We start from the raw sequence: 23078 nt of genomic DNA on the forward strand, positions 1-23078 counted from the left end.
TAAACTGCAAAGATTATCTCCATCCGCAGCATTACTACAGCGCTTATTCGTCCTTCAACTCTTTTAACTTGTCCTGCATTTCCTGAATAAAGGTATTGCAGTCAATTTCCTTTAACAACAACTGCTGGCTTCCTGCAATCAGCTGCTGCTGAAGTCCTGTTCCATAGGTATCCCAGTTGCCCTGAGGAATATATACATTGATCTTGCCATCAGAGTATAAACCAGCAACATCCTTGAGAATCGGATCAACATTTGACTCTACTCCATTCATGCCAATCACATATCCATTCATGTCCTGATACAACTGTACAATATCGTCTCTTGAAATGAAATTTAAGAACAACTCCGACTGCTTCTGATACTTTGTCTCTGAACTGATGGCCATGGCACAGTCTACTGCACCGTACACCACTGAAATATCTGTGCCAGTTCCAGGCATAGGGAAGAATCCAATCTCAAATTCAGGATTTAACTTCTGTACCTCCTTCAGATGTCCTGCATGTCCTGCCAGCATACCGGCATTTCCAGTAGCAAACTCGCTGAAAAACTCCTGAGAGCTGACACTGACCAGATCTTCGTCGATGTAACCTGGAAGAATCAGATCCTGATACCATTTTTCGATGTAGGGACCCCAGCCGTCAGCAAATGTCTTCGTTCCATCAATTACTTCCTGATGATAATCCAAATCATTTGCCAGATAATCATTCATAAACGGCCCGAGAAAGCTATCCCAGAACCACTCACCCCGTTCAATGATCGGTCTTGTACCATCTGCCTTTAAAGCTTCGCATACCGTCAGAAACTCATCCCATGTTGCAGGAGCTTTTAACCCAAGCTTCTCAAAAATATCCTTATTGTAAAAATATCCACCTACCCAGGTTGTCGGCGCAAAACCATAAACCTTACCGCCTTCTTCGTAAGTATTCTTATTAACCTCTACCAGTTTGGATACTGCCTCTGTTCCAGATATATCAGCACAATACCCATTTTTAATCATCTCAGATTTGTTCTCTGCTGCAATATAGAACACATCCGGAATCTCACCTGTAGAAGTCAGTACCTGCATCTTTTCCAGATAATCGGCCACAGGAGCCGCATATTGGAATTCCACTTTAATATCAGGATACTCCTTCTCAAAAGCGTCTAAAATCGGCTGGAACTTTTCCTGTGGATACCAGGATAAGAATGTCAGGGTACAGGGGTCCATTTCTGCCTTTTTAGTCTCAGTGTTCTGACTTTCCTTTACAGCCTCTGTCACTGCCTGTGTCGCTTCTGTCCCCTGTGTTGCGGTTGTTTCCCCCTGATTTCCTGCACATCCTGTCAACCCGCCAAGTAAGGATGCCGCCAGCAGTAAACCAAAAAATCTTTTTTTCATAACATACCTTCTTTCTTTTGTTTTCTGATTAAATTTTAGCATAACGATTTCTGTATGAACATGACTGATACTTTAACTCTTTAGCAAATATTCTTTTCCTCTTTGTCATATCCTACTCTCTTTGCTAAAAACTCTTTTCTCAATATTTTCAGCCTGAATGCATGATGCCATACTACCAGCCATTCTGATACGCCAAAGTATTCTCCCTTTTTCGTATGCCATCTGGTCTGTAAAAAACCCTCATCCTGCGCTCCCCTTGGTCTTCTCTGTCCTTTAATCACCATTCGCCCGTCCGACATGTTATATAAGCTGTTATTCCAAACAGCTTCTGCGCGCTCTCTCCATACCAGATCTCCTGTCAGGCTGCTTAATTTCAGCCATATTTCATAGAAAACAAGCCCATAACAGTCAATATGGTGGTGCTGTACAGATACTGCGGTCCCACCTCTTGTAAGATAGCCCAACTGCCCCAGTATAGAATTTTCAGGAAATACCACATCATAATGGTACTGCCAGGTGGCCAGATAACGGCTCACCACCACCGCACGCTCCAAATCCAGTTCATTTCCCTCTATTTCATAGAGCCGGACCGCAGTCTCCAGCAGCGGTATCGCTGATTCCTTATCTACACAGCAGGTATCCAAAGCCCCCGCTGTAGTATATCCATGTTCCATAAACTCCCTGTAATAAAACTCAAATGCCTTTCTTGCCGCTGCCAGATATTCCGGCTTCTTAAATTCCATGTAAGCACCGCACAACCCGCTTGCCAGATAACATCCTACGGTTCCATCCTGATCTGAACATGTACCATCATTATACCAGGCCTTCCCCAGCTTTCCGTCCTTTCGCTGAACTGACGTAATGAAATCGCAGAGCCGCTGCACTATTGTCAGATAGCTTTTTCTGTCAATTCCGGCTTCCAAAAGTACATGATAAGCTTCCAGATATTCCTCTATGACACTGTACAAATTAGCTGCATCATGTCTTTCATCCCTGTTTTCCGTATCGTCTTTATATTGTAAAACGCGGTCATATCTGCATCGGAACAGCCCATTTGGCAGTACAGCCTTATCAGCCCAGCAATCCAGTACCTTTAACCCCTTTATAAGATCGGAGTTGTCTCCGTCAATCAAAGCTTTGCAGATTAGGGATACGGCCAGTGACGCATGCTGTCCCACCCAGCCAATCTCCAGATAATCTCGTTTCTGCTTCCAGCCTCCATTTTGCCAGGTCAGCCCCATAGCGAAACCAGCCAATCCATTCTCTTCAAAATAAGCGCTGTCCTTTATAAAGGAAAATCCCAGATCCCACACACTTCGCCTGTCCATTACAATCTGGCTTTCTCTTTTAAAATACTCCCACGCTTTTTGTACATATACATCATAATCATACCCCTCTGCAGATGAACGTTTTTTCAGTACCACTACTGCACTCACTCTGATGTTACCACTCTTATTTACATAAGGATCGATATAGTTCCGGTCTTCATAAGTATCTCTCGCACAGTAAATGACCGGCCCCTCCTGTTCCGGAAATAACAGCCTGGCAGTCATCTGTCCTTTTTCTTCTGTAAAGGAGCATGAGGCAGTTAAATTACTGGAAGGCTCTGCCCACATTCCAAATGCAGTCTTCTCGCTCTGACAATACAGTCCCGCCGGTATCCCGGCTCTATGCGAGGCAAACACCCACGGCTCTCCTTCATGAACCAGTCCTTTTGGTTCCAGACCATCTCCCCAGGAATTACCGTGATAAAGGACTCCTGGTATCATATAAAATCCCACCGGCTCCACCAGCTTAAGAGCCATATGTATGGTTTCAAAATCCTCCCTGTCGCATTCCCCGCTAAATACTGTTCTGGTCCAGCAAAGGACCCCCTCCTCCTTTTCTTCCCAGTCATCCCGATAATGAAATCCGGAAAGCGGCTCTGCCACAGCCACTACCCTTCCCTCACAATAAATCTTCTGTTTTTCTACATAAAATAAGCTCATTTCTGTCTTCCTCCTTTTAAGAAGAGTATAAGAAATGAGCCTTCGGCAGGAAATGATGAAAACAACTTTTTCTTGCCTTATCTTATTGTATTTCCATATAAAGTTTTTTATAAGCGGAAGGAGACACACCTACAATCTTGCTGAACGCCCTGGAAAAATGGTACTCACTTGAATAGCCAATGGCCTTAGCGATACCATAATTCGTATTATCCGTGTGTATCAACAATTCCTTCGCCCTGGCAATCCTGACACGGATCACATAGTTCCATACCGACTCACCTGTCTCGTCCTTGTACAGCCTGGAAAGATAACTTTTCGAAATATTAAGAGAATCGGCCAGCACCTCAATGGAAAATGATTCATCAAAGCAGTTATTTCTGATCAAATTCTGTGCATTCGCAATGAGAAGAGCCGCCTTATTTCTGTGGAGTTCCTCCTCATCCAGTTCGCTTAAGCATCTTTCAAAAAGAGCTGAAAGCTGACTGCTGCGGATGATCTGTTTCTGCTCCTCTATTATCGTTTCTAACAGCTTTTCCTTAGGACTTCCCTGAACATAGGTTTTCATCGTAGAAATACACTGCAAAAAAATATGTATAACCTCACTGCAGTCAGCATTATTCTTTGCACAGGAATCAAGCCATCCCCTGAACATTTCCTTCAGACGTTCTGTTTCCTGCGCTGCCAGCCATAACAGAATCTGTTCCTGGTTTATCTCCATCCCCCGGGCAATTTCTCTGCATTCCCTCATAATTCCATGAGAAAGATAAACCCCTTCTTCAGTATAAAACAACAAATTCAGAAAACCTTTACTGTCTCTGCAGGCTTCTGACAGAGACCCGGCCTCCTCCACGGTGCTGACACCACAAAGCAGCGTCCTGTCGCGTTCACAGTACTTCTGGCGTATTTGCTCTAAAGCCTTTTTCACTGTTTTCCTGTTCCCCAGATCGCTGCAAAGAAAAAGGGCAAACAGTCCATCTCCTACAAACAGCAGAAAAACCTCTAAATCATCATAAGTCTTCATGTCCTGTTCCAAAAACACGATTTCATTACGAACTACCGCCTGGATACTGGCTACCGCCCAGTAAGAATCCTCTTCCAGCTCCTTTCTTGCCGTTTCCCCTCCATGCTCATAGATCCGAATCAGCTGTTCTTCAACATACTTCCGCTGAAGACTGTCAAGTGAATGCTTTAAATCCCTGATCTGTTCCTGATACTGGCTTCCTGATTCCAGCTTTTTCTGCAGTTCCAACAAACTGCTTAACAGCTCATCCCTGTTAACAGGCTTCAGTAAATAACCATCCACATCAAGCTTCACAGCCTTTTGTGCATATTCAAACTTATCGTATGCACTGAGAATCATGATTTTCACAGATGCGTTGTTCAGACGGATTCTGGTTATAAATTCAATCCCCGATATCTGATCCATACAGATATCCGTAATAATGATATCCGGCTGTTCCCTGTAATATAAGTTCATACCATCTCTGGCATTTTCCGCAGTTCCTACAATGGAAAAGCCATAAAACTCCCAGTCTATGATCTCCTTTAACATTTCAATCATATAACGTTCATCATCTACCAGTAATACCTTTGTCACAGTTCCTTCCCCCCGTTTTAGGCATATGTAACGTCACCGTCGTAAACTGCCCCAGTTCACTGTCTATGCCAAGTCCATAACGATCTCCGTAACGCAGTTTCAGAATAGAGTACACATTATTCAGTCCTATATGTTCACTGACTACAGACATCTGCTCCAGACATCTTCGCAGTTCCTCCAAACGCGCTCCATTCATTCCCTTTCCGTTATCCGTCACGCGAATATACAGTTCCTGGTTCTCCACTACTGCTTGAATTCCGATGACCGCCTTCATAAGTTCTCCTGCAAATCCATGCTTAATGCAGTTCTCTACCACCGGTTCTAAAATCATTCTGGGAATCTCTGCCTGAAGACTATCTTCATCGGCATCGATCTCATAGGTCAGCCTGTTCTCATATCTTAAACTGTAAATATCTAAGTAACATTTGATATATTGAAGCTCATCTCCAAGCCGCACCGTACTCTCACTTCGAAAAGAATATCGCAGGATATAGCTGAGTCCATTGATAATCGTCGTAATATTTTCTGTTTGATGATGATAAGACTGGTACTCGATCAGCTGTAGTGTATTATACAGGAAATGCGGCGACAGCTGATTTGTCAAAACCTGGATCTGTGCATCCTTAGCTTTCAGTTCATATAAATAATTTTCATTAATCAGAGATTCCAGGCGCGTAATCATCTGTTCAATCTCAATGCTGAGTTCATTCACATTCTGTCCGCCTGCATTGTAGCTGTTCTTTCTGTAATCTCCCTGGTTGATCTTCATCTCTCTGATCATAAATGCAATGTTTTTAAGAGGTTTCAATATCAGTCTGGACAGCTGATTAGAAAAGAATGTGATAACGGCCAGCATTCCTGCGATAATTACGATATGAACCATAAATACCTTTTTTAAAAAACTGTTAATGGTTTCATAGGATTCTGCATAATAATAAGTCCATCCTGTCACTTCAGACGTGACACTGGTTACATAATTTCCTCTGGATCTGTTTTTATCGTCCACAACCTCCCCTGCCAAAATCTTCTCATTTCCCTCCTCATACAGAATTTCCCCCTTTTCGTCCCGTATGAGTATCTTGGCCTGTTCTTCCTTTAAATTGTTATTCAAGATATTATTGATAGTTTCAGATTTTAAATCACAGATCACATAACCAATCCGGTTCTGTCCGGATCTAATCGGAAGCACCACGGAATAAACCTCGGAAAAGGAAGCAGACATATAATAATCCGTAGGATGCTGCCCCGTAAAGGTAAGTCCGACTGGTCCTGCACTGCTGTCTGCTAAATATCTGCTGTTAAGGAAATCATAATCGCCAATATACTTATCAGGACTTTCCCTATAAATATTATAGAGATAACCATTTACTCCCACCACAATAATATCATTAATAAAAGATTTGAAAGTCGTAATATTCTGCACAAAATCTTCCAGCTGGTTTACTGTATCCAGCTTTTCCCGATTAGTCATCCCCTGATAATTCTTCAAAACCCTTTGAATACTGCTGTTTCTGGAAATCATGACCATAGGTGTTTTTACATCGTCAAAGTAATAATCGATGGTATTTACCGCATTTACCAGGTTACTGTTCATGTCATCGATAATAATTTTATTATAACGGTTGGACAAATACGCGATCGTTCCGCTGCTGACAGCCAACATAATCATGATAAAGAACAGACTGATTTTTAAACTCAGTTCAAACTGCAGACTGTTTTTTTTCATTTGTGACACCCCCAATTCCATTCCATTGTAAACCAAATTGATGTGTTTCGCAATTTCTAGACATAATTTTCCATATTATTCCTTGATAATAATCTGACAGAACCAGCGGTTATACGAAAAAAGCTGTAATTCAGCCAAATTCCATAGACCTGGAGTTTTGGCTGGATTACAGCTTTTTCTCTATTTGTATTCATATTCCATTCAATTTCTGCTCACTCCAAGAATTCACGAATCCTGGCAGCAATACTATCTGCTGTCAAGCCATACATCTCAAATAAATCAGCGCTGGGGCCGGATCGTCCAAACTCATCTCTCATTCCCATCTTTAGAACTTTGCACGGACAGTGTTCTGTGACGTATTCGCTGACCGCCCCGCCAAGGCCGCCTATCGTGTTATGATCCTCTACAGTAAGAATACATGCTGTATCTGACACCGCAGCCTCTATCGCTTTCCCGTCAATCGGTTTGATGGAATACATATCAACAACCCTTACCCTGATCCCCTCTTTTGTTAGCTGATCTGCTGCGCGAACTGCAAAATCCACCATGCGGCCACAAGCCATAACAGTCAAACGGTCCCCATCTCGAAGCAGTCTGCTTCCTCCCAGTGTAAATTCCATATCCTCCGGGTAATATTCCTGATTGATTTCCCGCCCGAATCTCATATAAAATGGCCCATCTGTCTCCGCCATCAAACGCGTAAGTTTTGCAGTCATATTTGGAGTGGACGGAGCCAGAACTCTAAGCCCTGGTATTGCGCGCATAATCGCCATATCTTCTATAGCCTGATGTGTCGCGCCGTCAAAACCAGTTTCGAGCCCTGCATGAGTTCCCACTATTTTTACGCTATAACCATTATAACAAATCATATTTCTTACCTGATCAAGCGCCCTCATACTTGTAAATACTGCAAAGGAAGCCACAAACGGAATCATACCGCAGCTCGCTAATCCAGCAGCTATGGATACCATATTTTGCTCTGCAATCCCACATTCAAAAAAACGATCCGGAAAATCCTTAATGAACTCACCATAATTTAGTACATTTATGCAGTCAGAATCTACAACCGTAATCCGTTCATCCTCCATCGCCAGCTTGTGTACCATATTCCCATAAGCAACTCTGTTAGCTATCATATTTTCACCTCCTTAAGTGCGTAAGTTATTGAAATTAGTTCCTCCCTTTCCCAGTTCAGCCAACGCAGCGTCGTACTGTTCTTCTGTCGGTACAGCTCCGTGCCACTCCGCTTTTCCTTCCATAAAAGAAACTCCTTTTCCCTTAACCGTATTGGCAATAATCATAACCGGTTTATCCGGTTCACTCTTCTCTACTTGGCTTTCTTGTGTAACATGATCCAGTATCTCAATAATTTCGGAAATCGAATGACCGTTTATCTCGTAGGTTTTCCAGCCAAACGAGTCGAACTTATCTTTTATATCCCCCAGGGGCATAATCTCTTCATTTGTACCGCTCATCTGCACCTCATTATGGTCCAGAATCGTAATCAAACGATTTAATCGGTACTTTGAAGCAGCCATAGCAGCTTCCCATATCTGTCCTTCTTCAATTTCACCGTCTCCCAGCATACAATACACAAAAAAATCTTTTTTCATCGTCCTTGCAGCAAGAGCCATACCTACTGCGGCCGACAGTCCCTGTCCCAAAGGCCCCGATGACATATCAATTCCCGGCGTCTTAGGATTGGGGGCTCCCTGAAGATGGCTGTCTGCCTGGCGCAGATGACTCATCTCTTCCACGGAAAAAAATCCTCTTTTTGCCAAAGCAGCGTACAAGATCGGTGCCGAGTGCCCCTTACTCAGTACAAAGCGATCCCGATCCTCCCACCCAGGCCGTTCTGGATCTAATCGCATTTTATAAAAATAGAGAACTGCTATTATTTCGGCAGCAGATAGACAGCCTCCAATATGACCGGATTTCGCCCTGTATACAGATTCAATTGTTTCTATTCTGAGCTGATTTGCAATTGTTTTTAATTTCATCATATCATACATCGCTGTTACTCCTTTCCTCCAGCAATTGCTCTAAAGCCAGTGCACTTGCTTTTGCAGCAAATTCCGGATAATCCCATTTTTCATTTACCTCTGCGGTAATCCAGCCATTATATCCAATCTCGTGCAAGGCCTGCATCACTTTCACAAAATCAATGTCTCCGCTAAGCAAATTCACAAACCCCTGAACCGAGAAGCAGCCTTTTCTAAAATCTTTTACGTGAACCCGTTTAATGCGGGACCCCAGAATCCGGATCCATTGTTCCGGATACCCGGAGGGCTGTACATTGCCAACGTCAAAATACACCTGTACATAGTTGGAACCTATCTCATCAATAAACTGCCGCATTTCTAACGGTGACATTAAAAAATGGTTCCAGACATTTTCAATTCCCACCGTCACTCCCACCCTCTCAGCGATAGGAGCAATCTCCTCAAATGCCCGTAGGGAACGTTCATATGCTGTATTATAATCAATGATTTCCAGACCCGGATGATAGTCCTCTTCTTTATGAGTTCGGAAGGAAGGGTGAATTTCGTCAGAAATAAAGTCTGCTGTTACGAAGCCCGGCAGGGCTAATGCCACCTCGGAATTAAGCTCAGCTGCTATATAAAGCTGTTTTCGCAGCATCTCTCCGGCTTTTTTTCGTATCTGAGCATCATCGCTGGTGAAAGAGCATTTCCAGTTTAAACTGCTGCTTACTGAAATAATACCTATCCCGGTCTCCTTCGCCGCCTGCCGGATCGTCATCAATTCTTCTTTCCTGCAATCCGGCTGCAGTTCCCCTTTTTCAACAATTACAAGTTCTATTCCCTCAAATCCCAATCTCTTTGCAAATTCCATCTTCTCCCTTAAATTCAACGTATGTGGAAGCGCCCAGTAATGGATGCCTTTTTTCATATGCCCCTCCCTATCAGCCATGAATACACTTAATCACGAATCACTGCAGCAATCAATAGAATAGCGATTTATTGAAAACTCCGGCGTTATCGCCTTTGCGGAGGCTGCTGCTAACAAGCCAAGATTCTTAATATCGCTTAAGGAGCACGTCTCCACAGGTGAGTGAGTATATCTGGCTGGGTAGCCGAGATCCAGACAAGCCACTCCCTCATTTTCCATCTGTACGTAGGCTGATTCCGTTATAATTCCAAGAGATGCAAACCGCTGATGGGGGATATTTTCTCTCAAAGCACACTCCTCAGCAATTCTGGCCAGACCTTCATGGGGAATCATCCCATTTAAAGTTCCTCTCCCATGAAAATTATAAAAATTAATTGTCGGCCCTTTGCCAAGTGCATTCTGATATTTCGTTTTTAAATCCGGAGTATCTCCTGCAAGAACCACATCCAGCCCCATAGCCACCTCCGGTTTTAACCTTCTGGCTGCAAATGCAGCGCCTCGAATATTAAACTCCTCCCAAACGGTACCGACGAAATGCACAGTTGAGGACGGCCTGTCTTCCCATAAACTCTCGGCGGCAAGAACCAGTGCGGTCAGCCCGCCACGGTCATCTAAAGCAGTACCACTTACTTTATCTCCTGCAAGAGGTTGAAAAGACGGTTCATAAATGGCAGGACAACCAACATCCACTCCCAGCGCCCTTACCTCCTGCTCTGATGCGGCTCCAATATCGACATAAAGATTCGTCACCATATCGACCTTGTATTTTTCTTCTGCTGAAGCCGCATGATGTGCTTTGTTTCCAATCAAACCAGGTATGAAATCACCATGCACCGTACGTATCCATAAACGCAGTGCAGGCAACACCTTTTCCGGTATCCCCCCTAATCTGTCCAACTGGATATAGCCATCCGGTTCAATTCTTCTTACAATAAATCCCAGTTGGTCTAAATGGGCGTACATCATCACCGAAGGTGATTCTGGATCTGTACCGTCTAGCGTGGCCATCACATTCCCCATACGGTCTAACATGATACGGTCAACAAACGGGCGTATTTTACTGGAAAATACCTCTGCAGCTCGTTTTTCGTAACCGGATGGAGCCGGTGCCAGACAAAGTTCTTTTAACACCTCTTCTGCATTCATTCTATTCCTCCTTAAGTTCCTTAAGCATTTCCAGCGGATCAGGGCTCTGAAATACCAGGCGGCCTAAGACTGCCCCATGAACACCTGCTCTTTCAAGTTCCTGAAGTGTTTCCCTGGTCACGCCTCCATCTGCATACAATTCTACTCCTGCCGGAATAGTTCCTGCTAAGCGGATTAAGCGTTCCACTGCAGGTCCATATACTTTTTCTTCTAAATAATCAGGCTCCGATGTCATGAGGAGCAGCTGATCCATATTTTCCAGAAAGGGATTTACTGCTTCTACTGGCGTTTTTATATTGACAGCCAGCCCCGTCTCCAATCCAAGTGCACGGCAGTGATTGAGAAAATAAAGTGGATAGTCAAGCGCTTCCAAGTGGGCTATCACAGAATCCACTCCGCAGGCGGCGAGACCGTCTAAATACGATTCTGGATGAGTGACCATTAAATGTACCTGAATATACCTTTTCCCTGCTTCTTTACATATCGCCCTGACAGTCTTCATTCCAAACGTAATATTGGGAACGAAGTTTCCATCCTCGATATCTATATGCAGATAAGGCCATGCCTCCAGATTCTTTAAGACCTCCCCTGCTGCCAAAGGATCGGCTGATGCAATTGATGGCATCAGTTTCATTACTTTGTCCTCCTTATTGATATGCCTTTTCCCACTTACCACCATCTGATCTGCTCAGTCACATATTTTCTTAACTCAACAAATTGGGGATCCGTAAAGTCTCTCGGCCTCGCTAAGTCAACAATCAGTTCTTCTTTAATCGCAGCCGGCTTATTGGTCAGGATAATAATCCTGTCTGCAAGATAGACCGCTTCTTCAATATTATGAGTGATAAAAAGAACCGTACTTTCAAATTTTTTCCATAACCTGATCACTTCATCTTCCAGATAATAGCGCATTTTAATATCCATCTGTCCATAAGGCTCGTCCATCAAGAGCAGATCCGGATACAGGGCAAAACTTCGCCCGATTACGATTCGCTGTTCACTACTGGTAGATAATTGATGAGGATATTGTTTTCGGAACTTGGTAAGCCCTACCAATGAAAGAATTTCTTCTGTTCTTCGATAGATTTCCTCTTTAGGGAGCTTTTTCAATTTCATACCAAACATGATATTCTCTTCCACGGTAAGCCAGGGAATAGCAGATGGCTCCTGAAATGCAAAGGAAATATTATGTATCCTTGGATCCGCCGTTTTCCCGTCAATTAAAATTTCTCCCGATGTTGGTTCAATAAGCTGTGTTAGTAAATTTAAAAATGTTGTCTTTCCGCAGCCTGTAGGCCCTACTACACAGATAAATTCTCCTTTCTTTACTTTAAATGAAATATGATCCAGAACCTTTAAATCTCCGAAGTTTTTGGTAAGCTCTTTCACTTCAATTTTATAATTTTCTGTCATATACTGCACCCTTTTTCTATATTGACAAATCCGTGTTTTCTGAAATCTCACGGCGCATCTGCAAAAACCTACAGTCCATCATGTCTCTGGGGCGCGGTAAATCAACTTGATACACCTGCTTCACTCTTGCTGGACACTCCGTAAGAAGGATAATCCGGTCTCCCAGCATCAATGCCTCCTCAATATTATTTGTGACAAATAAAATAGTTCTCTTCTCCTGCTCCCAGATTCGCGCAATTTCCTCTTCCATATTATATCGGGTCTGTGCATCCAACTGTCCAAACGGTTCATCTAAAAGCAATATCTGTGGGTCATTTGCATAAGCTCTCGCAATTCCGACTCTCTGCTTCATACCACCGGATAAATGCTTTGGCAGATGCTCTTCAAAGCCATGCAGCCCCACCAGATCAATGTAATGCTGAGCCTTTTCCCGTCGTTCACGCTTCGGTATTCCACGCATTTTAGGTCCCAGTTCTACATTTTCCATAACGGTTTTCCACGGAAGTGTCCCAATCTTTTGAAATACCATTCCCATATCTGGATTTGGTCCCACCACATTCTTACCGTCTAAACAAATATTTCCGTAATCGGGCTGCATTAGACCGGCAATCATATTTAAAATGACCGTCTTCCCGCAGTGACCAGGTCCCAGCAGGATCAGAAACTCATTATCCCGTACCGTAAGTGACAGTTCCCTCACCACCTCATGGTTCTTTCCGTTTTCCATGGAAAAGCATTTGCTTATATTCTGTATATCTAATCTGATTTTATATTCTCGCTCCATGGACATATCCGCCTTTCAAGAAGATCCGTGAAAATAGAAATTACAGTTCCAACAATAGCGATAACAATCATGCCAACCATAATAAGCGGAACATCAAAGGCATCCTGTCCTCTGGTAATCAAAAATCCCAGTCCTGCCTTAGCCCCTATCATCTCAGCCGCAAGAACGACCATTAGTCCGCCACTTGTAGCAGTTCTAAAGCCTGCAAATATCGACTGCATAGCCGATGGCAGCGCAATTTCGGTAAGCAGTTTTCTATCATTCGCATGGAACATTCTTCCTACGTCAAGGTATAATGGCTCCACTAAACGAATCCCGGTCGCGGTATTGACTACCACCGGTGTAAAGGTCCCAATAAATACAATAATAACTTTGGGAAACTCCCCAATACCAAACCACATAACAATCAAAGGAAGCCATGCGATCGGCGGAATGGGGCGAATAAATTCAAAAAGAGTACCGAAAATAGCATTAAAGGTTTTATTCCATCCGATTAATATACCGAACGGTATCCCAATCCCCAGAGAAAATATCAATGCTAAAAAAATACGTTTTAAACTCGCTAAAATATGCCCAAAGATCAGATATCCATTAATTGGCTTTTCGAAAGTTTTAACAAATCGTTTCATTACCAGATCTGGCCCAGGTACAAGATCCGAATTCCCTCTGGAAATCTGAACCCATAAGAGAAATAACAAAACCAATGACAATGCAGGCGCTATCGTATAAACAATATGTCCGAAACTCTTTTTCCAACCTGTAACTTTTTTCATCAGACAGTCCTCCATTTCACAAAAATATGCTCCAGCTTTGTGAATATCCATGAGAACGAAAAACCCAGGATTCCAATTGTAACCATTCCTAATACAATGATATCAACTCTCCCAAACTGCCGTCCCATATTAATCATATAACCAAGTCCGGCATTAGCAGCCAGCAGCTCTGCCGCTACCAATGTGCTCCATGCGGAGTTAAGTGCAATTCGTATTCCTGCAAAAGTCATGGGCAGAGAAGAGGGAATCCCTATTTTCAGAAATATCGTAAAGTCTGATGCCCCATACGTTTTCGCAACATTAATCAAAGTCCGATTAGTACTTTTGATTCCCGCTGTGGCATTAATTACACATGGGACAAAAGATGCAAAAAATATAATCATCGCTTTGGCCTCAAGGCCAATCCCAACCCACAGAATGGTCAGGGGAATCCACGCAATTGGGGGGATTGGGCGCATTATCTCAAATATAGGGCGAACAAAACGGCTGACTGTCCTATACCAGCCCATAAGCCAGCCCAAAGGAACCCCAATCACAATTGCGAGAAGCAGCCCACTGCATGCAACCTTTAAGCTGACCAGGATATTCGTCTGCAGCAGAGAACCATCCGGGCTTTTATTATTCAGTTTATCAAACAAAGCCGCAAATACCTTTGTCGGCGCAGGCAGAATTTTATCTGATAGTATCCCGGCAGTAACAAGGCCCTGCCAGATGAGCAGAAAAGTCAGAACGCTGAGTACGGAGATTACCGCATACCGGTCTAAGATTTTTTTCATAATCTGCCACCTTTACTCCTTCATTGCCGCAATTTCATTGATGATATCTGCTTTAAAATAACCGCCCAACAATTTGGTATCATCACCTTTCTGATAGCTGCCGTTCTTGATATAGAATAACAATGGGTCGTTATGCATCGCTTCTATTAACAACATCGATCCATCTTCCGTTTTTTCATTAAAAAGTTTTACGTTGTCTGACAGGCTGTAATGGCGATTGTTTTCAAGAACTGTCCGGTTCTCTTCCAATGTACCTGTAGCTCCCGCTTCCTCATTAATTTCCGTAAACATTTCAACCGCCTTGTCAAAATGTTCCTCACTGCTGTAAATCCAATCAACGGTGGCAAAATAAAGTTCCATCCATTTTTTTATCGCTTTATATTTGGCCGGATCTTCATAACTTCTGGGATTCGCACACATAACCGTAGGCAATTCAATTCCCAGATCATTTGCACTCATAACCACAGTGTAGTTTTCCTTCATTTCATCCGCATATGTAAAACTGCCCCAAAGTGCTCCAATCTCCCCTTTATTTGCCCGAAGCGCCGTATTGATGCCTGGAACATCCATATGAGTCATTGCTACGTCAGTATCAGACAAGCCGAATTTGCTTAGGCCTGTAGATAAAACATAATGAAGTGTAGACCCTGTCGGAATCAAAATTTCTTTTCCTTTCCACGTATCTGCCGTCCCATAGATGCCTGGGTAATCTTTTAGCGTATTTCCTGCTGAAACAACATCTGAATCATTTTTTGCAAAAATGCGCAGGGAATCGTAATCTCTTGCCGCAGCTCCGATCACGACCATATCCTGGCTGATTACGCCTGTCAGAACCCCTCCTAACCCTATCGTTCCGCAGTCCCAGGAATCAGAAGCCATCGCCTCCACCATAACCGGTCCATTACCAAATGTCTCTATATTGGCTCGTATTCCTGCCTTTTCATATCCCCCCATTTTATCAATCATATAGATAATCATTCCATGATGGGAGCCAGTCAAATATCCGAAATTCAGCTCAGTCTCTGTTTCTAAGGGCTCAATTCCATCATAAATTCCTGCCTCTTCTTTCCCGCTATTTCCTGCAACACCATTATTACCTGTCTTCTCTGGACTTTGACTACATGCAGTAAGAGTTCCCAAAACTAATAACAGACTTAATATAAGACAAAACCATTTCCGTAACCTTCTCCTCATAAGATACACCTTCCCCTTCTTATCGAAATTCCTTAACAAGATCCATAAACGCCTTCACTCGGTTATAATCAACTCCATTTTCAAATTTTCCATCTTTTTTAAACGTTGTTCCTACGATGGCGCCATCTGCCACAGATAACTGAGTTGTAATATTCTCTATTCTGCACCCCGTATTCGCCAGCACCACAGTATCCGGCACAGCCGATTTCACTTCATTCAAAATCTGGGTATCTGTGCTTTCCCCTGCTGTCAGTCCGGAAACACATAAAGCATCCGGCCTGCAGTTAAACACGGTTGTCTTTGCCACTTCTCTGATATTGCGCTGCTCTACGTAAACAGCCGCTTCCGGAACTATATTAAACAGTAACTTAACATTCTGTGCGCCAACCGCATGTTGGTGGCGCACCGTCTCACCACAATTCGTATTCCATAATCCAAAATCGCTGGCATAGACGCCAGTAAAAATCTCTCTCACAAAACAAGCCCCGGTAGCGACTGCCAGATCCAAAGATGCCTTGGCATCCCATAAAACATTTACCCCAAAAGGAACTGTAATTTCTGATTTTATCTCCCCGATTACGCGTCCCATTGCAGCAAGTGTTTCTTTCTTTACATCAGTAAGGTAAGGAAGGCTGAATTCATTAGAAAACATAACTGCATCCACCCCTCCATCCTGAAGCGCATGCAGATCTTCACGAGCCTTCTCTATCACCCACTCCATTCCCTTTTCCTGATCATAGCCACTGTCTCCCGGCATTGCCTGAAGATGACACATTGCAATAACAGGCTTTTCAGTTTTGAATACTTCTTTTAACCAATTCATCATAAACCCCTTTCTTTTCAGGCATACGCATTATGCCAAATATACATTCTTTACTTTTTCTTTCATTCTGTGCAGGCTGTTTTCATCGATAGCCTTATCAATAATCACTCCATCAATATCTGTGAGATCACAGACTTTAATTAACGCCATTCTTCCCATCTTACTGTGATCACCAATCAATATTACCTGCTTTCCAGCCTGAACCAGTAATCGCTTAATACTGGCCTCCATCACATTTGTATTGGAAATGCCGAAATCCACATCAATAGCATCTGCTCCCAGAAAAGCCTTGTCCACACGAATATTACGAACGTAATCTTCTACCATACTTCCCAAAAGCACATTATTATACCCCTGACGACGGATTCCTCCTGTTACAATCATAGTGGAGGTTGGGTGGAGAACTAAATTTCCTCCAATAAACAAGTCATAAGTAATTACTGTCAAATTAGGAATATCGGATAATTCACTTGCCAGGTAATAGGTTGTCGTTCCTGAATCCAACAGAATAGTGTCGCCCTCGTGCACAAAGGACGCCGCCAATTTAGCAATTTGCTTTTTTTCATGCAGCATGATTGTCAGTTTCTCATTATGCTGCCATTCAAATGAAGAAGTGTTATCATTCTTTCTGACTGCTCCCCCATGAGTCCTGACTAAAAGCCCCTGAGTGTCTAAATCATCCAGGTCCCGGCGTACCGTCGCATCTGATACGTCGAGGTAGTCTGCCAGTTCCTTAATTTGAACGCTGCCATGTTCCTTCATGTATTCCATTATCTTTTGCAGCCGGCCGGCTGGAATAATAGAAGTTTTTTGTTCCATGTTTCTTTCCTTTCCTGGTCTTTTTTTCTCTTTTGTATTTTTTGATTGTTTTTGAAATATTTTGTAACTTTCTGCTATATTTCACATTTTATTATCACATATGTGTCGAATAATGTCAATAATTTTTACAAAATTGACATTTTAACATTTTAGTTTGCAAATTCTATCAAAAAAAATATCTTGGTTACAGACAATATAGTCTACAACCAAGATTTTAGTATTTTTTTACAAATCGATTTTTTTAAGCCGTATACTTCACAAACTGAATCCCTTCCACATCTTCCAGAAACTGGAGCACCGCCTCCCGACTCTTATGTTCCGTATTCTTTAAGCTGATCACCGCCTTCTGGAAGCCTTTTCTCTTCTTTTCAATCTGCACCTCGCCGATCACCAGGCCGGCAGGTGAAAATTCCCGGACCAGATCCGTCATTTTGACCGCGTCGTCCAGTTCCACATACACGCTGAGCCAAACGTCATCAAAAATCAGATGGTATTCCAGTTTCTTCAGTTGTGTCATGATAAGCGATACGGCCAGGGTAGCAATGATCCCGGCCTCATAGAAACCAATCCCAATGCTCAGACCAATGCACGCAGCAGTCCACAGGCCTGCTGCCGTTGTCAGCCCCTTAATCTTCGTCTTGCCCGATATAATGATGCTCCCTGCGCCCAGAAAACCGATTCCGCTGACCACCTGTGCGCCCAGCCGCGCCGGATCACCGGTCTGGAAATGATAGTACATATACTGTCCGGTCAGCATGACCATGGCCGCGCCCATGCAGACCAGCATGTACGTCCGCATTCCAGCCGGCTGATGCGCTTTGCCCCGCTCAATTCCGATTACACCGCCGCAGACCATGGACATCACGATCCGCATGGTGATGGAAGCCAGATTGATGCCTTCCAGATACTCCACTGCCGCTGTCACTGTCTCCATGTATTCCCCTCTCATCCCTGTGTTTTACAACCTGTTCAGACAGATACCCGTTTCACTGATTTTTTCTTTTTGAGTTCCCCCACCAGGAGGGCAGCATCCAGCTCATCAGGCGCTTTTAAAACCGCACTCAGTACACAGAGGGAGTCCTCGTCAGCCAGCTTTATATTCTCCATTTTGCAGCCTGCGTCCTCTATGGTCTTATTAATATAGTAGAAGATATCTTCTTTGTCGGTGTCCTTATACTCGATCTCCAGCTCCCGCTCTTCTCCAGCCTTTCTGGAAAAATATCCCCTTCTCCCTAAAAACACTTCGGAAACCATCACAATAATCGTGGACACAGCGCCCAGCACATACATGCCGCAGCCCATGGCCATACCCACTCCCACCGTGGCCCAGATACCGGCGGAGGTGGTGATTCCGCTCACATTGTTGTTGCGGAAAAAGATAATTCCTGAGCCGATAAATCCGACAGCTGTCACGATACCGGCCGCAACCCGGGACGGGTCAAGTCGGACGTATTCGCCGAGAACATCATTGAAGCCATACTTGGAGATAATCATCATGGTCGCGGCCGCAACCGAAATGATAACGTGTGTTCTGACGCCCGCCGTCTTCTTCCTGCTCTGCCGTTCATAACCGATCAGCCCGCCGCATACAGCCGCCCCAAGGAGCCGGGCTACAAAAATCCATTGTTCCATTATAAATTCATTCAACTAATCCGCCTCCTGAAAAACAGGAATACCGCATGATATCTTTCATGCGGCGCCCTGTAATGATCTCTTTTTTGCCTGTTGATTTCTTTTTTACCTTCTGCTCTTATTCTTACCCTATTGATCTCTTCCTCATCCCTTCGCCACTCTCTTCTCAAACCGTCTCTGCTTCCATCTTCTGATGCGTTCCATTCCATCTCCCTGGCCAAAATACAGTGCGACAGAAGAGAGAATCATCAGAACGACCGTGTATACAAAGCCCATGGCCCTGGCATCGATAGATGCCGACTCATCCGAAGCGGCCTTCACGACGATGCCGAGAGGCTGGAACAGCGGATGGTACAGGAATACAGACAGATCGTAGTCTGATAACATCCCGTTGAAATTCAGGATGATGATGGACATAATCGCCGGGAAAATAACCGGAAGAATTACTTTTATCATCGTATAGAGCGTACCCGCACCCATACATTTCGCCGCTTCTTCCAGATCATTGTCGATGCTGAAGAACGCCGCCTTCACCATCCGGTAAGAGAAAGGCAGTTTGACGACCGTATAGCCCACGAGCATCAGTACCAGCGTTCCTACCATAACATAGTTAAACAGGATCGGCTGCCGCTCCCCGTAAGTCGTGGTCAGTCCCAGCGCGATCAGGGTTGCCGGAAGAAGCCACGGAATCAGCATGCCCCATTCGAAGAATACGTCGTATTTATGCTTTGCCGTGCGCACAAACCGGGCGCAGATCACAGCCATCAGTACAGCCAGAACCGCAGCCAGCAGGGAGTATACAATGCTGACGATATACGGCTTGATCGCCTCTGCGCTCGTAAACAGCTTCTGGTAATTCGCCAGAGTGAACGAATTCAGAGTCAGATTGCCCGTCTTAATAGTCAGTGAATCACAGAACGAGTATACGATAACCAGGATAATCGGTATCACATAGATGGCAAACATGGCGTAAGCGACCACATGGGCTGCCACGTTGAATACCGGATTGCTGATCTTCTGCTTCTTTAGCTTTGCCTTCGTCTTCGACACGGATATGTAGTTTCCGCCCTTTTCAATCCTGCTGAATACTGCCAGCAGAATCATCGTGGCAATTCCTAAAAGAACCGCAAGAAATGCCGCAACCTCCCTGGAAAAGCTGGATTTTGCAAATGTAATAATCATGGGGTTGATGGTCTGGAAATTCTCTCCGCCGACAATCAGAGGTGCGGACATGGCTCCCAGTCCGGTAAGGAACGTCAGGATGGTGATTGCAAAAAACGTAGGCTTTAACACCGGCATGACGATCTGGAAGAAGATTCTGCTTCCTGACGCCCCCATATTTTTCGCCGCCTCAATGGTGTGGTAATCCAGTCCATGAATTGCATTCTTTAAAAACATCATATGATTCTGTGTACAGGAAAATGTCATAACGAACACGACTGCCCCGTATCCCACAAACCAGTTCGGGTTCATGCCCGGGAATAGTGACACCAAAAGCTTTGTCAGCAGTCCGTTGGCGCCGTAGACGTATTTATAGCCGGATACCAGCACGACTCCGCCGTAGATCAGCGAGCTCATATATGCAAGTTTTAATACCCTGGCACCCTTGATATCCCAGTATTCCGTCAGAAGAACGCTAAGCGTCCCCACGATATTGACCGTAACCACCAGGGTGAACGCCAGAATGAAGCTGTTCACCAGGCTCTTCATGGCTCTGGCGGAGCCGAAGACCTTTCCGAACACTTCCGTGGAAAACTGTCCATTTTTATAGAAGACACTGACCAGCAGATTTAAGTTCGGGTAGATGACAAATGCAACAATGGCCCATACAATAACAATCTTTAAAAGCAGGGTCTGTATACTGAAAGACTTACTTTTGCTTCTCTGTTTCACACAAACTCCCTCCTTTTAAAATTGCATGATATCCCTGGGATTCATATAGATATCCAGTTCCCGGCCGATTTCCATGAACGGCTGTCCGTCATTAACGTGGATCACGCGGACCTCACACCCCAAGACTTCAACGCGGTATTTCGTCATGACTCCGTTATAATCGTAATCCCGGATCACTCCATGCATCTTCGCATAGCCTGGAATTTCCTTTAAACTGATTCTCTCCAAACGCACATAGCCGCTCTTATTCCCATCCAGCGCATGGCCGGTCTGGGTCTCGACCTCGCTTAAGACAGCAGCGTTCAGCCGGTTAATCTCACCGATAAAATCGCAGACAAATTCCGATCCGGAATGGTTATAGATGTTGTAAGGCTTATCCACCTGCTCCACAAATCCGTTGTTAAACACAGCGATCCGGTCAGACAGGGTAAGGGCCTCCTCCTGATCGTGGGTAACGTATAAGGTAGTGATCCCCAGGTTCTTCTGCAGCTTTTTAAGCTCGCTCCGAAGGCCCACTCTCAGCTTGGCATCCAGGTTGGAAAGCGGCTCATCGAGGCACAGGATCTTCGGTTCCAGAACGATCGCCCTGGCTAACGCCACTCTCTGCTGCTGCCCTCCGGATAATTCAGATACATTTCTCACCAGCTGCTCTGACTTGATCTCGATGACCTTCGCTACATCCTTGACCTTCCGGTCGATCTCCGCCGCTGAAAGCTTCTTCACCTTCAGGCCAAAAGCCAGGTTCTCATAGACGGTCATCGTCGGAAACAGGGCGTAGCTCTGAAATACCATCCCGATATTTCTTTTCTCTACCGGAGTGTGGGTAACATCCTTTCCATCGATTAATATCTGTCCGGCACTGGGTTCGATAAAGCCCACGAGAGCCCTCAGTGTCGTCGTCTTGCCGCAGCCCGACGGTCCCAGAAATGTAAAGAACTCCCCATCTCCAACCGTTAAATTCAGATCCTTGATGGCTACAAAATCCCCATATTTAATCTCAATATTCTTAAACTCAATCATCCTTTTCCTCTCCTTGCAAAGAGGCGGTATCATTTATATTCATAAACCATACCGCCCTCCGTCACCTACTGTAAGAACTCAAGCTCACATTTTTCAACCCACTGATCTATATTTGCTGCTACAAATCCCCAATCCATATCCTGCGGATGTACCTGATCCATGAATTCCTTGATATCGGCCGGTGCTTCCTCCACTGCCTTGGGCTGGCACGGAATGGTGCCGAACTGTTTCATCCACTCTGCCTGAACGTCAGCGGAACCGAACCAGTTGGCGAAATCAATGGCAAGATCACGCTTCTTAGAACCTGTAATCATGGCTACCTGCTCGGTTACGTATGGAACGCCAACTTCCGGAACCATAATCTGGAACTTATAATCTCTCTCTGTCTGATTCTGAAGAACGCCGCTTCCCCACATCTCTGTGATCGGAACTGTACCGGAGATTGCATTTCCTACGTAGTCCTCGCCCTGTACTTCCATGTGACCGTTCTGAATCCAGCTTTTCACAAAATCCCATCCTTCATCGGATATGCCATACTCCCCATTATCATCTCTGTACCGAACAAGCAGGCTGGCAAGTATGGTCTTACCGGTGCCGCCGCCGAAGTTTAAGATGGTGTATTTATCCTTCCACTCCGGATTTACCAGGTCGGTGTAGTCCTTTGGCGGATTCTGGAGATCGGCGTTCATCATATTGACAAGAGGCTGGATCACGATCGGATAATAGTATCCGTCCTTGTCGCCCAGTGTCATATCCACGTCGCCGGCCCAGGAAGGCTCCCATTGATCCAGTACGCTCTCCGCTTTCAGTTTCTCATACTCAATGGAGTTCAGTCCAAATACCATATCTGCCTGCGGATTGTTCTTCTCCGCGATAATTCTGTTCGCCAGATCGCCGCCCTGAATCTGTACCACCTCTACATTATATCCGGCTGTTCCCGCCTTCTCCTTCAGCCATGCATCTCTGCCGTTGGAACCGGAGTTTGTGTAAATAATCAGCTTCTGGCTCTTGTCCACATCTCCGCCGGCCGCTGCCTTATCTCCCGCAGCCTCAGTATCTCCTGCCGCTTCTGTTTTCGCAGCTTCCTCCGTCCCTGCGGCTGTCGTGTCCGTTGTCGTATTCTTTGTTCCTGATCCGCAGGCTGCCAGTGACAGTACCATAGCTGCAGATAATCCGAGTGCCGCAAATTTCTTTAAGTTCTTCATAATT

21 protein-coding genes are annotated in these 23078 nt (G+C 44.6%); all 21 read right to left on the reverse strand.

What is annotated here, in order from left to right:
- Positions 1-43: 43 nt before the first annotated feature.
- Positions 44-1375: an ABC transporter substrate-binding protein gene (locus M1L66_RS23570; protein WP_187024108.1), complete on the reverse strand. Its 1332-nt coding sequence runs from the start codon at positions 1373-1375 to the stop codon at positions 44-46.
- A gap of 80 nt (positions 1376-1455) precedes the next feature.
- Positions 1456-3363, reverse strand: a complete 1908-nt coding sequence (locus M1L66_RS23575) for a hypothetical protein (protein ID WP_434688587.1) — start codon at positions 3361-3363, stop codon at positions 1456-1458.
- Positions 3364-3445: 82 nt separating this feature from the next.
- Positions 3446-4960: a response regulator transcription factor gene (locus M1L66_RS23580; protein WP_434688589.1), complete on the reverse strand. Its 1515-nt coding sequence runs from the start codon at positions 4958-4960 to the stop codon at positions 3446-3448.
- On the reverse strand, positions 4935-6686 hold the full coding sequence (locus M1L66_RS23585) for a cache domain-containing sensor histidine kinase (protein ID WP_434688591.1): 1752 nt from the start codon (positions 6684-6686) through the stop codon (positions 4935-4937). The genes M1L66_RS23580 and M1L66_RS23585 overlap by 26 nt, the downstream gene beginning before the upstream one ends.
- Positions 6687-6898: 212 nt before the next feature.
- Complete coding sequence (locus tag M1L66_RS23590; RefSeq protein WP_434688593.1) at positions 6899-7822, reverse strand: transketolase family protein; 924 nt, start codon at positions 7820-7822, stop codon at positions 6899-6901.
- A 12-nt stretch (positions 7823-7834) separates the two neighbouring features.
- A complete protein-coding gene (locus M1L66_RS23595; RefSeq protein WP_187024103.1) occupies positions 7835-8698 on the reverse strand; it encodes a transketolase in 864 nt (287 codons plus the stop codon).
- Positions 8691-9596 carry a sugar phosphate isomerase/epimerase family protein gene (locus M1L66_RS23600; protein ID WP_434688595.1) on the reverse strand — a complete coding sequence of 302 codons (906 nt, stop codon included), beginning with the start codon at positions 9594-9596 and terminating at the stop codon, positions 8691-8693. The genes M1L66_RS23595 and M1L66_RS23600 overlap by 8 nt, the downstream gene beginning before the upstream one ends.
- Positions 9597-9629: 33 nt before the next feature.
- Positions 9630-10742: a M42 family metallopeptidase gene (locus tag M1L66_RS23605; RefSeq protein WP_434688597.1), complete on the reverse strand. Its 1113-nt coding sequence runs from the start codon at positions 10740-10742 to the stop codon at positions 9630-9632.
- Position 10743: 1 nt separating this feature from the next.
- On the reverse strand, positions 10744-11376 hold the full coding sequence (locus M1L66_RS23610; protein ID WP_187024100.1) for a ribulose-phosphate 3-epimerase: 633 nt from the start codon (positions 11374-11376) through the stop codon (positions 10744-10746).
- Between the two features lie 35 nt (positions 11377-11411).
- The gene (locus tag M1L66_RS23615) at positions 11412-12155 is read right to left on the reverse strand and encodes an ABC transporter ATP-binding protein (RefSeq protein ID WP_055659290.1); all 744 of its coding nucleotides are present in this window, start codon (positions 12153-12155) and stop codon (positions 11412-11414) included.
- Between the two features lie 16 nt (positions 12156-12171).
- Positions 12172-12939, reverse strand: a complete 768-nt coding sequence (locus M1L66_RS23620) for an ABC transporter ATP-binding protein (RefSeq protein WP_117623199.1) — start codon at positions 12937-12939, stop codon at positions 12172-12174.
- Positions 12912-13712, reverse strand: a complete 801-nt coding sequence (locus M1L66_RS23625) for an ABC transporter permease (RefSeq protein WP_187024099.1) — start codon at positions 13710-13712, stop codon at positions 12912-12914. Before M1L66_RS23625 ends, M1L66_RS23620 begins: the two co-directional genes overlap by 28 nt.
- On the reverse strand, positions 13712-14488 hold the full coding sequence (locus tag M1L66_RS23630; RefSeq protein ID WP_187024098.1) for an ABC transporter permease: 777 nt from the start codon (positions 14486-14488) through the stop codon (positions 13712-13714). Before M1L66_RS23630 ends, M1L66_RS23625 begins: the two co-directional genes overlap by 1 nt.
- A 12-nt stretch (positions 14489-14500) precedes the next feature.
- Positions 14501-15682 carry an ABC transporter substrate-binding protein gene (locus M1L66_RS23635; protein ID WP_434688601.1) on the reverse strand — a complete coding sequence of 394 codons (1182 nt, stop codon included), beginning with the start codon at positions 15680-15682 and terminating at the stop codon, positions 14501-14503.
- A 19-nt stretch (positions 15683-15701) separates the two neighbouring features.
- Positions 15702-16508, reverse strand: coding sequence for a BtpA/SgcQ family protein (locus M1L66_RS23640; RefSeq protein ID WP_279288729.1), 807 nt, complete (start codon positions 16506-16508; stop codon positions 15702-15704).
- A 27-nt stretch (positions 16509-16535) separates the two neighbouring features.
- Positions 16536-17324: a DeoR/GlpR family DNA-binding transcription regulator gene (locus M1L66_RS23645; protein WP_434688604.1), complete on the reverse strand. Its 789-nt coding sequence runs from the start codon at positions 17322-17324 to the stop codon at positions 16536-16538.
- A gap of 241 nt (positions 17325-17565) precedes the next feature.
- Positions 17566-18258 (reverse strand): MgtC/SapB family protein, encoded by a 693-nt coding sequence (locus tag M1L66_RS23650; RefSeq protein WP_243270482.1) that lies wholly within the window; start codon positions 18256-18258, stop codon positions 17566-17568.
- A gap of 35 nt (positions 18259-18293) precedes the next feature.
- A complete protein-coding gene (locus tag M1L66_RS23655; RefSeq protein WP_187024095.1) occupies positions 18294-18971 on the reverse strand; it encodes an MgtC/SapB family protein in 678 nt (225 codons plus the stop codon).
- A 129-nt stretch (positions 18972-19100) separates the two neighbouring features.
- On the reverse strand, positions 19101-20849 hold the full coding sequence (locus tag M1L66_RS23660) for an ABC transporter permease (protein WP_187024094.1): 1749 nt from the start codon (positions 20847-20849) through the stop codon (positions 19101-19103).
- 15 nt (positions 20850-20864) lie between these two features.
- Entirely contained in the window at positions 20865-21869 is a 1005-nt protein-coding gene (locus M1L66_RS23665; RefSeq protein WP_187024093.1) for an ABC transporter ATP-binding protein, read from the reverse strand.
- A gap of 65 nt (positions 21870-21934) precedes the next feature.
- Complete coding sequence (locus M1L66_RS23670) at positions 21935-23074, reverse strand: extracellular solute-binding protein (RefSeq protein WP_434688605.1); 1140 nt, start codon at positions 23072-23074, stop codon at positions 21935-21937.
- Positions 23075-23078 lie beyond the last annotated feature (4 nt).

Origin of the sequence: Hungatella sp. SB206 (assembly GCF_051132295.1) — a bacterium.
Lineage (GTDB): Bacteria > Bacillota > Clostridia > Lachnospirales > Lachnospiraceae > Hungatella > Hungatella effluvii.

Coding starts and splice junctions, on each gene's coding strand:
- M1L66_RS23570 (WP_187024108.1), bottom strand. CDS start 1,375: ATGAAAAAAAGATTTTTTGGTTTACTGCTGGCGGCATCCTTACTTGGC.
- M1L66_RS23575 (WP_434688587.1), bottom strand. CDS start 3,363: ATGAGCTTATTTTATGTAGAAAAACAGAAGATTTATTGTGAGGGAAGG.
- M1L66_RS23585 (WP_434688591.1), bottom strand. CDS start 6,686: ATGAAAAAAAACAGTCTGCAGTTTGAACTGAGTTTAAAAATCAGTCTG.
- M1L66_RS23590 (WP_434688593.1), bottom strand. CDS start 7,822: ATGATAGCTAACAGAGTTGCTTATGGGAATATGGTACACAAGCTGGCG.
- M1L66_RS23595 (WP_187024103.1), bottom strand. CDS start 8,698: ATGTATGATATGATGAAATTAAAAACAATTGCAAATCAGCTCAGAATA.
- M1L66_RS23600 (WP_434688595.1), bottom strand. CDS start 9,596: ATGAAAAAAGGCATCCATTACTGGGCGCTTCCACATACGTTGAATTTA.
- M1L66_RS23605 (WP_434688597.1), bottom strand. CDS start 10,742: ATGAATGCAGAAGAGGTGTTAAAAGAACTTTGTCTGGCACCGGCTCCA.
- M1L66_RS23610 (WP_187024100.1), bottom strand. CDS start 11,376: ATGAAACTGATGCCATCAATTGCATCAGCCGATCCTTTGGCAGCAGGG.
- M1L66_RS23615 (WP_055659290.1), bottom strand. CDS start 12,155: ATGACAGAAAATTATAAAATTGAAGTGAAAGAGCTTACCAAAAACTTC.
- M1L66_RS23620 (WP_117623199.1), bottom strand. CDS start 12,939: ATGGAGCGAGAATATAAAATCAGATTAGATATACAGAATATAAGCAAA.
- M1L66_RS23625 (WP_187024099.1), bottom strand. CDS start 13,712: ATGAAAAAAGTTACAGGTTGGAAAAAGAGTTTCGGACATATTGTTTAT.
- M1L66_RS23630 (WP_187024098.1), bottom strand. CDS start 14,488: ATGAAAAAAATCTTAGACCGGTATGCGGTAATCTCCGTACTCAGCGTT.
- M1L66_RS23635 (WP_434688601.1), bottom strand. CDS start 15,682: ATGAGGAGAAGGTTACGGAAATGGTTTTGTCTTATATTAAGTCTGTTA.
- M1L66_RS23640 (WP_279288729.1), bottom strand. CDS start 16,508: ATGATGAATTGGTTAAAAGAAGTATTCAAAACTGAAAAGCCTGTTATT.
- M1L66_RS23645 (WP_434688604.1), bottom strand. CDS start 17,324: ATGGAACAAAAAACTTCTATTATTCCAGCCGGCCGGCTGCAAAAGATA.
- M1L66_RS23650 (WP_243270482.1), bottom strand. CDS start 18,258: ATGGAGACAGTGACAGCGGCAGTGGAGTATCTGGAAGGCATCAATCTG.
- M1L66_RS23665 (WP_187024093.1), bottom strand. CDS start 21,869: ATGATTGAGTTTAAGAATATTGAGATTAAATATGGGGATTTTGTAGCC.
- M1L66_RS23670 (WP_434688605.1), bottom strand. CDS start 23,074: ATGAAGAACTTAAAGAAATTTGCGGCACTCGGATTATCTGCAGCTATG.